We start from the raw sequence: 13,107 nt of genomic DNA, 5'->3' as shown, positions 1-13,107 counted from the left end.
CGTGACCCCGCCAGCGACCCCGCCCGAGCAGGCCAGGCAGACGGTCCGCCGCGTCCTGGACGCCGCCCGCGCCGCCGGCCGCACCACCCTCACCGCCCCCGAGGGCCGCGCCCTCGCCACCGCGTACGGCATACCCACCCCCGCCGAGGGCGTCGCCGCCACCGCCGACGAGGCCGCCGCCCTCGCCCGCGACATCGGCTTCCCCGTCGCCTGCAAGATCGTCTCCCCCGACATCACCCACAAGACCGAGGCGGGCGGCGTCCGCACCGGACTCGGCACCCCGGACGCCGTACGCGACGCGTTCGCCGCCGTCACCTCCGCGGCCCGCGCGTACGCCCCCCACGCCCGCGTCGAGGGCGTCCAGATCCAGCGGATGGTCCCGCCAGGGAGCCACGAGGTCATCGTCGGCGCCGTCACCGACCCGACGTTCGGCAAGCTCGTCGCCTTCGGCCTCGGCGGCGTCCTGGTCGAGGTGCTGCGCGACGTGACGTTCCGCCTCGCCCCCGCCACCACCGCCGACGCCCGCTCCATGCTCGACGGCATCAAGGCCGCCGCCGTCCTGCGCGGCGTACGCGGCACACCGCCCGCCGACCGCGAGGCACTGGCCGCCGTCATCACCGCCGTCTCCCAACTGGCCGCCGACTTCGCCGAGATCGCCGAGATCGACCTCAACCCCGTCTTCGCCGGCCCCAACGGCGTCCTCGCCGCCGACATCCGCGTCCTCCTCGGCGCCCCGCCGCCCCCGCCCCGCCGCCGCCACACCCGCGAGGAGATCCTCGCCTCCACCGACCGCCTCATGCGCCCCCGCTCGGTCGCCGTCATCGGCGCGTCGAACGAGACGGGCAAGATCGGCAACTCGGTCATGCGCAACCTCGTGGACGGCGGCTTCCCCGGCGACATCCACCCCGTCAACCCCCGCGCCGACGACATCCTCGGCCGCAAGGCGTACGCGTCGATCACCGACGTCCCCGGCGACGTGGACGTGGCCGTCTTCGCCATCCCCGCCCGCCTCGTCCCCGCCGCCCTGGAGGAGACCGGCCGCAAGGGCGTCCCCAACGCCGTCCTCATCCCCTCCGGCTTCGCCGAGACCGGCGAACGCGCCCTCCAGGACCGCGTCGCCGCCATCGCCGAGGAGCACGGCGTCCGCCTCCTGGGCCCCAACATCTACGGCTACTACTCCACCTGGCACGACCTGTGCGCCACCTTCTGCACGCCCTACGACATCAAGGGCCCGGTCGCGCTCACCTCCCAGTCCGGCGGCATCGGCATGGCCATCCTCGGCTTCGCCCGCGCCACCGGCACCGGCGTCTCCGCCATCGTCGGCCTCGGCAACAAGTCCGACCTCGACGAGGACGACCTCCTCACCTGGTTCGGCGAGGACCCGCACACCGAGTGCGTCGCCATGCACCTGGAGGACCTCAAGGACGGCCGCGCCTTCGTCGAGGCGGCGCGCGCCACCGTGCCGCGCAAACCCGTCGTCGTCCTCAAGGCCGGACGCACCGCCGCCGGGGCACGCGCCGCCGGCTCCCATACCGGCGCCCTGGCGGGCGACGACGCCGTGTACGACGACATCCTCAGGCAGGCGGGCGTCATCAGGGCGCCGGGACTGGGCGACATGCTGGAGTACGCGCGCGCCCTGCCCGTCCTGCCCGCACCGGCGGGCGACAACGTCGTGATCATCACCGGCGCGGGCGGCTCCGGCGTCCTGCTGTCCGACGCCGTCGCCGACAACGGCCTGCGCCTGATGGACATCCCGCCCGACCTGGACGCCGCGTTCCGGCGCCTCATCCCGCCGTTCGGCGCGGCGGGCAACCCGGTCGACATCACCGGCGGCGAACCGCCCGCCACCTACGAGGCCGCCATCCGGCTCGGCCTGGAGGACCCCCGCGTCCACGCCCTGGTCCTCGGCTACTGGCACACGGTCATCACGCCGCCGATGGTCTTCGCCGAACTCACCGCCCGCGCCGTCGCCGACTTCAGGGCGCGCGGCATCACCAAACCCGTCGTCGCGTCGCTCGCGGGCGACACGGAGGTCGAGCGCGCGAGCGCCCACCTCTTCGCGCACGGCGTGGCCGCGTACCCCTACACCACCGAGACGCCGGTCGCGGTGCTGGGCGCCAAGTACCGCTGGGCACGGGCGGCGGGGCTCCTGCGCACCTGAGCGGTCTCCCGCAGGCACGAGAGGTGTGGACAGGGCGCGCTGGCCAGTTCTTTCGAAGCCGAGGAGATCACATGAGCACCGACGCACCACACGGCGGCACGGCGGCCCCCGCCCCGTACCGCGAGATCAGGGACGCGAAGGGCCGCACCTTTCGCGTCGGCGAGACGGACCGCGACATCCTCGGGCACTCCCGGGCCACCATGGTCTGGTTCCCCTGGGCCTGCATGATGGCGATCAGCGTCTTCGAGTACGCCTTCGGCTCGGCCGAGGACACGCTCTCCGAGGCGCACGGCTGGTCGCAGAGCAACACCTTCTGGATCCTCAGCGTCTGGGTCTTCTTCCAGGCGGGAGTGGCGTTCCCCGCGGGCTGGTTACGCGAGAAGGGCCTGCTGACTCCCCGGGCGGGCATGTGGGCCGGATCGGTCCTGTGCCTGCTGGGCTTCCTCGCCATCTCGCACTTCGACAACGTCTGGGCCGCCCTCGCCGGCTTCGGCCTCCTGGGCGGCGTGGGCGCGGGCATCGTCTACGCGACCTGCATCAACATGGTCGGCAAGTGGTACCCCGAACGGCGCGGCGGCAAGACGGGGTTCGTCAACGGCGGCTTCGCCTACGGCTCCCTGCCGTTCGTCTTCATCTTCAACTACGCCTTCGACACCAGCAACTACCGCGGAGTCCTCGACCTCACGGGCCTCTACATCCTGGTCGCCCTGTTCGTGTGCGGCTCCTTCTTCAAGGACCCGCCCAAGAACTGGTGGCCCGCGCACATCGACCCGCTCGGCGTCTCCGGGCCCAGCGCCGCCGCCATCGCCCGCAACCCCAGGGCCGTCAAGCAGTACACCCCCCGCGAGGCCATCCGCACCGGCGTCCTGCCGCTGCTGTGGCTGTGCATCGTCATGACCGCCGGGGTGTCGATCTTCGGCATCTCCTTCCAGGTGCCGTACGCGGAGGACGTCGGCTTCGGCCCGCTCGTCGCCGCCACCTCCATGGGGATCATGGGCGTGATCAACGGCACGGGCCGCGGCGTCGTCGGCTGGCTGTCGGACCGCTGGGGCCGCAAGAACACGCTGGTGTTCGTCATCGTCGTGCTCGGCGTCGCGCAGTTCGGCGTCATGTGGGCGGGCAGCATGCGCAACGAGGCGCTGTTCCTCTTCTTCGCCTTCGTGTCCGGCTTCGGCGGCGGCGCGTTCTACCCCATGTTCGCCGCGCTCGTCCCCGACTACTTCGGCGAGAACTACAACGCGACGAACTACGGGCTCGTCTACAGCGGCAAGCTCGTCAGCGGCCTCTTCGGCGGCGGCCTCGGCTCCATGGCCGTCGACTCGTGGGGCTACAACGGCGCCTACCTCCTGGCCGGCGCCGTCTCCCTCGCCGCGGCCGCCCTGGCCCTCACCCTCCACCAGCCGGGCAGGGAACGCCCCTCCCGCGTCGCCCCCCGCCCCCGGCCCGTCTCCCACGAGCCGGTCTGACCCACCCGCCGCCCGCCCCTTCCCCCGGGGCGGGCGGCGGGTGCCGTTCCGCCGCCTCAGCCACGCTCCCGCGCGTGGTACGAGCGGCGGGTGTGCTCGGTGTGCGCCCGCATGACGTCCGTCGCCGTCCGCTCGTCACGCGCCACGACGGCCGCGATCAGCTCGCGGTGCTCGATCCACGACTGCTTGCCGCGCTGCCGCGCTACCGGTGTGTAGTACCACCGCACGCGCCGGTCCACCCGGTCCGCCAGCTCGGCCAGCACCGCGTTCCCCGCCAGGCGCATCACCTTCGCGTGGAACGCCGCGTTCATCTCCACCGCGCGGTCCACGTCGTCCTCCGCCACCGCGCGTTCACCCTCGTCGCACAGCTCGCGCAGCGCGGCGATCCCCGCCGACGTCGCGTTGGCCGCCGCCAGCCGCGCCGCCTCCGCCTCCAGCAGGGTCCGCACGGTCAGCAGCTGGTCCGCCTCCTCCTCGGTCGGCTCGTGGACGAACGCCCCCTGCGCGGGCCGCAGATCCACCCACCCCTCGGTGCTCAGCCGCTGCAGCGCCTCCCGCACGGGCTGCCGCGACACCCCGAGCTGGCCCGCCAGTTCGGTCTCCACCAGGTGCTGCCCCGGCGGCAGGGCGCGCGTCACGATCAGGTCCACCAGCGCGTCGTACACCCGGTCGCGCAGCGGTCCCGGGCGCTCCAGACGCGGTACGGCCCCGCGCGGCAGCTCTCTCGGCGTCATCAGGGCCCCCAGTGTGCTGTGGTTTTTGTCTACAGATTACTCATACGGTCCACAGTTCGAGCGCTCCTAGGATGGGGCTGAACCATCGCAGCAGGAGGCAGCGTGAGCCAGACAGACCCGACCCCGCCGGAGGATTCCCGGATCAGCGCGCGCGGCGAGCAGGAGGCCGTCGACCTGTGCCGTGACCTGATCCGCATCGACACCAGCAACTACGGCGACCACTCCGGCCCCGGCGAACGCGCCGCCGCCGAGTTCGTCGCCGAGCAGCTCGCCGAGGTCGGCCTCGAACCGAAGATCTTCGAGTCCCACCCGGGCCGCGCCTCGACCGTCGCCCGGATCGAGGGCACCGACCCCTCGCGGCCCGCCCTGCTCATCCACGGCCACACCGACGTCGTCCCCGCCAACGCGGCGGACTGGACGTACGACCCCTTCTCCGGCGAGATCGCCGACGGCTGCGTCTGGGGCCGCGGCGCCGTGGACATGAAGGACATGGACGCGATGACGCTCGCCGTCATCCGCGACCGGCTGCGCAGCGGGCGCAGGCCGCCGCGCGACATCGTGGTCGCCTTCCTCGCCGACGAGGAGGCGGGCGGCGTGCACGGCGCCCGCTACCTCGTGGACAACCACCCCGACCTCTTCGAGGGCGTCAGCGAGGCGATCAGCGAGGTCGGCGGCTTCTCCTTCACCGTGAACGAGAAGCTGCGCCTCTACCTGGTCGAGACGGCGGAGAAGGGCATCAACTGGATGCGCCTCACCGTGGACGGCACGGCCGGGCACGGCTCGATGACCAACAAGGACAACGCGATCACCGAGCTGTGCGAGGCCGTGGCCCGCCTCGGCCGCCACCGCTTCCCGGTCCGCGTCACCAAGACCGTCCGCTCCTTCCTCGACGAGCTGTCCGACGCGCTCGGCACCGAGCTGGACCCCGAGGACATGGACGAGACCCTCGCCAAGCTCGGCGGCATCGCCAAGCTGATCGGGGCCACCCTGAGCAACACGGCCGCTCCCACGCAGCTCGGCGCCGGATACAAGGTGAACGTCATCCCGGGCCAGGCCACGGCGCATGTGGACGGCCGCTTCCTGCCCGGTTTCGAGGAGGAGTTCGAGGCGGACCTCGACCGCGTCCTCGGGCCGCGCGTCAAGCGGGAGCGCGTGCACTACGACCGGGCGGTGGAGACGGATTTCGACGGCGCGCTGGTCGCCGCGATGCAGTCGTCGCTGCGCGCCGAGGACCCGATCGCGCGCGCCGTCCCGTACATGCTGTCGGGTGGCACGGACGCCAAGTCGTTCTCCCGGCTCGGCATCAGGAACTTCGGCTTCGCGCCGCTCCAGCTGCCGCCCGAGCTGGATTTCGCAGGGATGTTCCACGGGGTGGACGAGCGGGTGCCGGTTGACGGGCTGAAGTTCGGCGCCCGCGTGCTGGACCGTTTCATCGAGCAGTGCTGACCCCCTGTCGAGCCGGAGTCACATCGGTGCCCATGGAGTTGACGGCTTCTCCGAAGAAAATCTCTTAAGAAAATCGCACCCCTGTTCCTGATCCACCCAGCTGGGTGAAAGAGCCCCGCGCCTCGTGCCCCCGATCACGCCCCCTCGTTACGACGAGTGCAGTCCCCGGCTGGGGCCGCATTGTCACAAGGAGGAATAATGATCAAGAAGGTCGTCGCCGTCGCGGCAGCTGCCGGCGGTCTGATGCTCGCGGGCGCGGGGCTCGCCACCGCCGACTCCGAGGCGGCCGGTGCCGCCGTCGGGTCGCCCGGTGTCCTGTCGGGCAACGTTGTCCAGGTTCCCGTCCACGTGCCGGTCAACGTGTGTGGCAACACCATTTCCGTGATCGGTCTCCTGAACCCCGCTTTCGGCAACACCTGCGTCAACGGCTGACTGCCGCGCCCCATCCCATGAGGGCGTAGAGCCGGCGGCCTCGGAGCGCGCACCGCGCGTTCCGAGGCCGCCAGGCTTGACCTCGGGCGCGGGAGCCCTCAGCCCCCCACCCCGCGACCCATGAAGATCAAGGCAGGGGAACACCACCATGCGTCAGGTCACGAAGAAGGGCCTGCTCTCCGCCGCCGCCTTCGGCGGCGTCTTCGCGCTCTCGGGCGGAGCCGCCTTCGCGGACTCCGATGCCGCCGGTCTCGCGGCCGGGTCGCCCGGCGTCGCGTCGGGCAACAACGTCCAGGTCCCGGTCGACGTGCCGGTGAACATCTGCGGCAACACCGTGAACGTCGTCGGCATCCTCAACCCCGCGTTCGGCAACAACTGCGTGAACAACGGCGGCAACGAGGGTCCGGGCGGCGGCGGTGACGGCGGCTCGCAGGCGAGCGGCGCGGCCGTCGGCTCGCCCGGTGTCGCGTCCGGCAACGATGTCCAGGTCCCGGTCGACGTACCGGTCAACGCCTGCGGCAACAGCGTCTCGGTCATCGGCATCGGCAACGGCGCCTTCGGCAACGGCTGCGCCAACGACGCCGACATCGAGCGCCCGGGGGAGCCGGAGGAGCCCGGCGAACCGGGTGAGCCCGGTGAACCGGGAGAGCCCGAGGAGCCGAACGAGCCCGGCGAGCCGGAGGAGCCGAACGAGCCGGGAGAGCCCGGCGAACCGGGTGAGCCCGGCGAGCCCGGCACCCCCGAGGAGCCCGGCAGCGAGACCCCGGAGACCCCGGGCGGCACCACCCCGGACACCACCGGCCCGCAGGCCGGTGCCGAGCCCGCCGGCGGCGAGCTGGCGGAGACCGGCAGCGATGTCCCGATGGGCGCCGCCCTGTCGATGGGCGCGGGCCTGCTGCTCGGCGGCACGCTGCTCTACCGCCGCTCCCGCGCGGCGCACCGCGGCTGAACCGGTAACCCCACGCACCGGCAGCCGCGCGCCGGTCACCGGCCGGCGACCGTTCCGCGATGACGGGGCCACCGTGCCGACGCCTCCGGGCGCACACGCACGGTGACCGCCGTCCACCGGCCGGTCAGCGCGTACACACGAGTGGGCCCCGTCCGTCATGGGGCCCACTCGTCACCATGTGGGGCGCAGCTGGCGGATGATCCTGCGGCGCAGCCGCACGCGGCGGCTGCCGTCGGGGTACAGGCGGAGTCGGGCCAGCTCCCAGTGACCGTATTCGGCGTGGTCGGTCAGCAGGCGCGTGGCGGCGGCACGGGAGACACCCCGCGGGACGTACACATCGCGAAACTCGTATTCCGGCATCGCAACCATTGTGCGCGCACGCCCTGGATGCCGATACCGTCTGCACCATGTCTGATGCTGTGCAGCCGACCGCTGCCGAAGTCCGTGCCGCCGCCGACGCGCTCAAAGAAGCGATCGACCGGCACCTCGCCGCCGTCGAACGCCGGGCCGCCGGACCCGACGCGGACACGGAGACGGCCGACGCCGCCGTGTTCGCCGCGTTCAACGAGATGGCCGCCGCGGGCGAGGCGTACGACGAGCTGCTGTACGACGTCTACGACGAGGTCACCCCCTTCGAGGTCCCGGAGACGGACGGCGGCGCCGCGTACGACGGGCCCGACGAGCCGGAGGCCCTGAGCGTCTTCATCCGCCGGGACTACACCCTGGTGGAGCCGCGGCGGCTGCTCGCCCAGGCGCAGCGGATCGCCGAGCTGGACCCGGACAGCGCCCTCGCGGGCGGCCCGGACGCCGACGAGCCGGGCGGCCGGAGCGTGCAGACGGCGCTCGGCGTGCTGTTCGGCGAGTACGACCCGGACGAGATCGCCGGGCGCTACAAGGAGTTCGGCCTGGACGAGGGCGACGCGACGCTCTGGGTGACGGTCGGCGACGAGCCGGCCGAGCCGGGGGAGTGGCTGTCCGCGCCGTTCGACTCCGTGGACCCGGAGCGGGTCGTCTGCCGCTTCGACATCAGCGAGGCGTTCGAGGAGGACGACGACCTGGACTCCGAGGACTGACCCCGGGCCCCCGCACCGGGCGGCTCCCTCCCCGTCAGGTGGCGGCGGGGGCCGAGGCGGCGAGCTGCTCGCGCAGCAGCGTCCGCAGCCGCGTCTCCCTGGGAGGCGCGGGCGGACCCGCGACGGCCGCCGCCAGTCCAGGACCGCTGCCCTGCACGACCGAGAGGTGCTGCGCGGCGCGGCTGAACGCGGTGTACACCCAGGAGCGGTCCACGATCCCGTCCGCTTCCCCCGGCAGCACCACGACGGCCGCGGGCCACCTGCTGCCCGCCGCCTGGTGCGCGGTGAGCGCCCAGCCGTGCCTGACGGTCTCGCCGACCTCGTCCACCGGCACCACGAACCGGCCGTCCGCGTCCTCAAGCCACAGCCCCTGCGCGTCCGCGCCGGTGACCGTCGCGGGCCGGACGCGGCCGGGCGCCGGGGAGTGGGCCACCCGGTCGCCCGGGTCGAAGCCGCCGAACCTGCCAGGGCCGGGGTTGAGCCGTTCCTTCAGCGCCGTGTTGAGCGCCCGGGTCCCCACCGGGCCCGCGTGCCCCGGCGTGACGACCTGGATCTCCGCCCCCGACCGCCCGAACGCGCGGGGGATCGAGTCGGCGACGAGCTGCACCGCGCGGTGCACGGCCTCGCCCGGGTCGCGCACCGGCACGATGACGACCTCGCGCCCCGGCGCCTCGGGCTGGAGCAGCTCTCCCACGCCCACACCGGACACCAATTCGCCGACCGGCCCCTCGTCCGGCGTCCGCGACGCGATGTGCGGGCCGAAGTCCGCGCCCAGCACGTCCGCGAGGACCTGCCCAGGACCGGCCGCGCCCAGCAGCGCCGGATCGCCGCTGAGGACGAGCCGCGCGCCGTCGGGCAGCGCCTCCACCAGCGAGGCCGCCGCCTCGGCCGGCAACTGCCCGGCGTCCAGGACGGCCAGCAGGTCGAGCGGCAGCATGCCCTCGGCGTCGCGCGCAGGACCCTCCTCGCCCGCCAGCAGACCGGCCACGGTCACGGCGGCGTCCGCCCCGTCGTCCGGCAGCAGCGCGGCGAGGGCGCGCCGCCCGTCCCGGCTGTGGGCCGCGGCGCAGGCCCGCAGGCCCAGCGAACGCGCCGCCGCCAGCAGCGCGGCCGGTTCCGCACGCGCCGCCGCGCCGCCGGTGTGGACGACCACGGCGTGCCCGGCCGCCGCGCGCAGCAGCGCCGCGGCCGACGGCGAGGGCGCGCCGCCCGCCGCCGTCTCCCAGGCCGCCGCCGCCTCGTCCGTGAGCGGCTCGAACGTGCCGCGCAGCCGCGACAGGCCGTCCGCGAGGCTCTCCTCCGCCAGCGCGTACCGGTCGAGGCCGAGCAACAGCCGTACGGGCGCGGCCTCCTCGTCGTCCTCCGCCGCCCGGCCGCCGCCCGCCGGGGCCGCCTCCACCGCGTCCCGGAAGACGAGGACCGCGCCGGACTCCACCGCGTCACGCACCGCCTCGTCCGGTTCCGGCACCGCCTGCCCGGCGAGACCCTTCGCGATGTCGTCAGCCGCCACGGCGGTATGCCCGGCGAGGGCGGCGCGCTCCAGCAGCCACACCGCCAGCGCCCGCGTCCGCCGCTCGTCGCCAGGACCCGCCTCCGCGCCGAGCGTCGCCCGCGCGAAGCCGTCCGCCGCCTCGGGGCGCACCCCGGGCACGGCCAGCAGGCGCCACGGATCGTCCCGCAGCTCCCGCTCCGCGCCCTCCCCGAGCGCAGCGGCCACCGCCCCGGCCAGCGCCTCGGGCGCGCCCCCGGCCGCGAGCAGCGCGGGCAGCCCCTCGGGTACGGGCACCGGCACCGCCGCACGCGCGGGCCGTGCGCGGGGACCCGGCGGGGCGGGCCGCGCGGGACGGGCCGCCGGGCGCGCCGGTTCGGCGAAGAACGACGAGGCGGGCCGCTCCCCGCTCTCCACGGCCTTCACCGCGGCCCGCAGCCTGGCCGCGGCGTCCTCCGGGGGCGGGGGCGATGCGTTGTCCGCGGTCACAGCGTGCTCCAGTCGTGGTCGGGATAGTGGTGCACCGGGGCCGAGACGTCGTCCAGGGCCCGGCTGATCTCCTCGGGAAGCGTAAGGTCCTCCACTGACAACGCCTCGTCGAGCTGCCGCGCCGTCCGCGCCCCCAGCAGCGGCGCCGCCACCCCCGGCCGGTCCCGCACCCACACGAGCGCCACCTGCGCGGGTGTCACCGCGAGCCCGTCCGCCGCTATGGTCACCGCGTCCACGATCCTGGCCGCCGCGTCGTCCAGGTACGGCGCCACGAACCCGGCCAGCCGCTCCGACGCGCCCCGCGACCCCGCCGGGCGCGCCCCGTTCCGGTACTTGCCCGTCAGCACGCCGCGGCCCAGCGGCGACGACGGCAGCAGCCCCACGCCGAGGTCGAGCGCGCCGGGCAGCACCTCGCGCTCCACGCCGCGCTGCACCAGCGAGTACTCCATCTGCGTGCTCGCGAGACGGGTCCGCGCGCCCTGCCCCGCCAGCTGCCACGCCGCCGCCTTCGCCAGCTGCCAGCCGCTGAAGTCGGCGACCCCCGCGTAACGGGCCCGGCCGCTGCTCACCGCGATGTCCACGGCCTGCAGCGTCTCCTCCAGCGGCGTCGCCGGATCGAAGGCGTGCACCTGCCACAGGTCCACGTGGTCCGTGCCCAGCCGCTCCAGCGACGCGTCCAGCGCCGCCAGCAGGTGGCCGCGCGAGCCGTCCACCCTGCGGTACGGGTCGGGCACGCTGCCCGCCTTCGTCGCGAGCACCACGTCCCGGCGCGGCACGAGCGAGCCGACGAGCCGCCCCAGCAGCACCTCGGCGCCCCCGTCGCCGTACACGTCGGCGGTGTCCACCAGCGTGCCGCCCGCCTCCCAGAACGCCTTCAGCAGCTCCGCCGCGTCCTGCTCCCCGACGTCCCTGCCCCAGGTGAGCGTGCCGAGGCCGAGCCGGGAGACGCGCAGGCCGGTGCGGCCCAGGTGCCTGAGTTCCATGGGCGTTGAGCGTACTTGCGGCCAGGCGTTACAGTCGCCGGGAGCGGCGGGTTACCCGCCGGTAAGCGGCGGCAGGAGGAGCGGACATGCGGCTCGGCGTGAATCTCGGCTACTGGGGCGCGGGCCTCGACGCGGACAACCTGGAGGTCGCCCGCGAGGCGGACAGGCTCGGCTACGCGGTCTGCTGGGCCGCCGAGGCGTACGGCTCGGACGCCCCGACCGTCCTCGCCTGGGTCGCCGCGCAGACCCGCCGCATCGACGTCGGCGCCGGCATCCTCCAGATCCCGGCCCGCGCCCCCGCCATGACGGCCATGACCGCCGCGACCCTCGACGCCCTCTCCGGCGGCCGCTTCCGCCTCGGCCTCGGCGTCTCGGGCCCGCAGGTGTCCGAGGGCTGGTACGGCGTACGGTTCGACCGCCCGCTCGCCCGCACCCGCGAGTACGTGGAGATCGTCCGCACCGCCCTGTCCCGCGAACGGCTGACCCACCGGGGCGACCACTGGACGCTGCCCCTCCCGGACGGCCCCGGCAAGCCCATCAAGCTGACCGTCCACCCCGTCCGCCCCCGCATCCCGGTGTACATCGCCGCCATCGGCCCGAAGAACCTCGCCCAGACCGGCGAGATCGCCGACGGCGCACTCCTCATCTTCTTCGCCCCCGAGCACGCCGAGGAGACGACGCTCCGCCACCTCAGGGAGGGCCGCGCGGCGGCGGGCGGCACGCTCGACGGCTTCGACGTCGTCCCGACCGTGCCCCTCGCCGTCGGCGACGACCTCGACACCCTCGCCGACCACTTCCGCCCCTACACCGCCCTGTACGTCGGCGGGATGGGCAGCCGGGAGCAGAACTTCTACAACCGCCTCGCCCGCCGCATGGGCTACGAGCGCGAGGCCGTCGAGATCCAGGACCGCTACCTGGCCGGCGACCGCGACGGCGCCGCCGCGGCCGTACCCCGCAGCCTGATCGACGCGACCACCCTCATCGGCCCCGTCGAGCGCATCGCCGACCGCATGCGCGCCTACGCCGACGCGGGCGTCACCACCCTCTCCCTCGCCCCCGCGGGCCTCACGCTCGACGCACGCCTCGCCGGGCTGCGCGCGGGCGTCGAGGCACTGGAACGCGCGGGGCTCGCCTGACCCCCCGCCGCCCCGGCGCCCTAGGCTGACGCCATGCCCACTCTGCTGCTCCTGCGCCACGGCCGGACCACCGCCAACTCCTCCGGCCTGCTCGCCGGCCGCGCGCCCGGCGTCAGCCTCGACGAGTACGGGACCTCCCAGGCCGCCGCGCTGCCCGCGCGCCTGTCCGGCATCCCCCTGGCCGCCGCCGTCCACAGCCCCCTCCAGCGCTGCGCCGAGACCCTGGCGCCGCTCCTGGCGGAACGCCCCGGCCTGCCCGTCCACGTGGAGGAGCGGGTCACCGAGTGCGACTACGGGGAGTGGACCAACCGCGCGCTCAGGGACCTCGCCGACGAACCGCTGATGGCCACCGTCCGCGTCCAGCCGTCCGCCGTCACGTTCCCCGGCGGCGAGTCGATGCGCGCCATGCAGGCGCGGGTCTCCGACGCCGCCCGCGACTGGGACGCCCGCGTCGCGGCGGAGCACGGCCCCGACGCGGTCTGGCTGATGTGCACCCACGGCGACAACATCAAGGCGATCACCGCGGACGCGCTCGGACTCCACCTCGACCTCTTCCAGCGGCTGGCGCCGCACCCGGCGTCCGTCACCGCGATCCGGTACGGAAATCCGCCGCTGCTCCTGCGTTTCGGCGATACGGGCGACCTCGCCGAGTTCGTCCCCCGGACGGAAGCGGCGGAACGCGACAACGCCGAGGCCACCGAGACCCCGGTGGGCGGTGGCGCCTGACCACGGTGATCGCGAAGCGCAGT

12 protein-coding genes are annotated in these 13,107 nt (G+C 74.3%); 8 read left to right on the top strand and 4 right to left on the bottom strand.

Features of this window, described 5'->3' with window-relative positions; translation table 11 throughout:
* The first annotated feature begins 1 nt into the window (after window position 1).
* Window positions 2–2,161, top strand: coding sequence for an acetate--CoA ligase family protein (locus ACIBPC_RS13575; protein WP_398843871.1), 2,160 nt, complete (start codon window positions 2–4; stop codon window positions 2,159–2,161).
* Between the two features lie 71 nt (window positions 2,162–2,232).
* Entirely contained in the window at window positions 2,233–3,627 is a 1,395-nt protein-coding gene (locus ACIBPC_RS13570; RefSeq protein WP_398843868.1) for an OFA family MFS transporter, read from the top strand.
* A 56-nt stretch (window positions 3,628–3,683) separates the two neighbouring features.
* Here the strand turns inward: ACIBPC_RS13570 and ACIBPC_RS13565 are convergent, their stop codons facing one another.
* The gene (locus ACIBPC_RS13565) at window positions 3,684–4,361 is read right to left on the bottom strand and encodes a GntR family transcriptional regulator (protein WP_362967989.1); all 678 of its coding nucleotides are present in this window, start codon (window positions 4,359–4,361) and stop codon (window positions 3,684–3,686) included.
* A gap of 102 nt (window positions 4,362–4,463) precedes the next feature.
* Here ACIBPC_RS13565 and ACIBPC_RS13560 point away from each other — a divergent pair, with 102 nt between their 5' ends.
* From ACIBPC_RS13560 to ACIBPC_RS13550, 3 genes are all read left to right on the top strand, one after another.
* Window positions 4,464–5,807, top strand: coding sequence for a M20/M25/M40 family metallo-hydrolase (locus tag ACIBPC_RS13560; protein WP_398843865.1), 1,344 nt, complete (start codon window positions 4,464–4,466; stop codon window positions 5,805–5,807).
* 198 nt (window positions 5,808–6,005) lie between these two features.
* Window positions 6,006–6,239 (top strand): chaplin ChpH, encoded by a 234-nt coding sequence (chpH, locus tag ACIBPC_RS13555; RefSeq protein WP_362967991.1) that lies wholly within the window; start codon window positions 6,006–6,008, stop codon window positions 6,237–6,239.
* Between the two features lie 148 nt (window positions 6,240–6,387).
* Window positions 6,388–7,188, top strand: a complete 801-nt coding sequence (locus tag ACIBPC_RS13550) for a chaplin (RefSeq protein ID WP_398843861.1) — start codon at window positions 6,388–6,390, stop codon at window positions 7,186–7,188.
* A 171-nt stretch (window positions 7,189–7,359) separates the two neighbouring features.
* Here the strand turns inward: ACIBPC_RS13550 and ACIBPC_RS13545 are convergent, their stop codons facing one another.
* Window positions 7,360–7,548 (bottom strand): DUF5703 family protein, encoded by a 189-nt coding sequence (locus tag ACIBPC_RS13545; RefSeq protein ID WP_110945908.1) that lies wholly within the window; start codon window positions 7,546–7,548, stop codon window positions 7,360–7,362.
* Between the two features lie 47 nt (window positions 7,549–7,595).
* On the opposite strand from ACIBPC_RS13545, the gene ACIBPC_RS13540 reads away from it, so the two are divergent.
* Window positions 7,596–8,261, top strand: coding sequence for a hypothetical protein (locus ACIBPC_RS13540; protein ID WP_398843858.1), 666 nt, complete (start codon window positions 7,596–7,598; stop codon window positions 8,259–8,261).
* A gap of 34 nt (window positions 8,262–8,295) precedes the next feature.
* Here the strand turns inward: ACIBPC_RS13540 and ACIBPC_RS13535 are convergent, their stop codons facing one another.
* Together ACIBPC_RS13535 and ACIBPC_RS13530 are read right to left on the bottom strand one after the other, a co-directional pair.
* A complete protein-coding gene (locus tag ACIBPC_RS13535; RefSeq protein WP_398843856.1) occupies window positions 8,296–10,239 on the bottom strand; it encodes an ATP-binding domain-containing protein in 1,944 nt (647 codons plus the stop codon).
* Window positions 10,236–11,222 carry an aldo/keto reductase gene (locus ACIBPC_RS13530; RefSeq protein ID WP_362967995.1) on the bottom strand — a complete coding sequence of 329 codons (987 nt, stop codon included), beginning with the start codon at window positions 11,220–11,222 and terminating at the stop codon, window positions 10,236–10,238. The genes ACIBPC_RS13535 and ACIBPC_RS13530 overlap by 4 nt, the downstream gene beginning before the upstream one ends.
* An 86-nt stretch (window positions 11,223–11,308) precedes the next feature.
* Between ACIBPC_RS13530 and ACIBPC_RS13525 the strand changes: the two genes are divergently transcribed.
* On the top strand, window positions 11,309–12,358 hold the full coding sequence (locus ACIBPC_RS13525; protein WP_398843852.1) for an LLM class F420-dependent oxidoreductase: 1,050 nt from the start codon (window positions 11,309–11,311) through the stop codon (window positions 12,356–12,358).
* Window positions 12,359–12,391: 33 nt separating this feature from the next.
* On the top strand, window positions 12,392–13,084 hold the full coding sequence (locus ACIBPC_RS13520; protein WP_362967997.1) for an MSMEG_4193 family putative phosphomutase: 693 nt from the start codon (window positions 12,392–12,394) through the stop codon (window positions 13,082–13,084).
* The last annotated feature ends 23 nt before the right edge of the window (window positions 13,085–13,107 follow it).

The sequence above is a fragment of the Streptomyces sp. NPDC049879 genome (genome assembly GCF_044461265.1).
GTDB lineage: Bacteria > Actinomycetota > Actinomycetes > Streptomycetales > Streptomycetaceae > Streptomyces.
Note: the sequence above shows the minus strand (reverse complement) of the source record. Positions and strands in the feature narration are given on the sequence as shown.

What these genes read in the sequence shown, in the direction of transcription:
- ACIBPC_RS13570 (WP_398843868.1), top strand. Translation starts at nt 2,233, where the DNA reads ATGAGCACCGACGCACCACACGGCGGCACGGCGGCCCCCGCCCCGTAC.
- ACIBPC_RS13565 (WP_362967989.1), bottom strand. Translation starts at nt 4,361, where the DNA reads ATGACGCCGAGAGAGCTGCCGCGCGGGGCCGTACCGCGTCTGGAGCGC.
- chpH (WP_362967991.1), top strand. Translation starts at nt 6,006, where the DNA reads ATGATCAAGAAGGTCGTCGCCGTCGCGGCAGCTGCCGGCGGTCTGATG.
- ACIBPC_RS13550 (WP_398843861.1), top strand. Translation starts at nt 6,388, where the DNA reads ATGCGTCAGGTCACGAAGAAGGGCCTGCTCTCCGCCGCCGCCTTCGGC.
- ACIBPC_RS13545 (WP_110945908.1), bottom strand. Translation starts at nt 7,548, where the DNA reads ATGCCGGAATACGAGTTTCGCGATGTGTACGTCCCGCGGGGTGTCTCC.
- ACIBPC_RS13540 (WP_398843858.1), top strand. Translation starts at nt 7,596, where the DNA reads ATGTCTGATGCTGTGCAGCCGACCGCTGCCGAAGTCCGTGCCGCCGCC.
- ACIBPC_RS13530 (WP_362967995.1), bottom strand. Translation starts at nt 11,222, where the DNA reads ATGGAACTCAGGCACCTGGGCCGCACCGGCCTGCGCGTCTCCCGGCTC.
- ACIBPC_RS13525 (WP_398843852.1), top strand. Translation starts at nt 11,309, where the DNA reads ATGCGGCTCGGCGTGAATCTCGGCTACTGGGGCGCGGGCCTCGACGCG.
- ACIBPC_RS13520 (WP_362967997.1), top strand. Translation starts at nt 12,392, where the DNA reads ATGCCCACTCTGCTGCTCCTGCGCCACGGCCGGACCACCGCCAACTCC.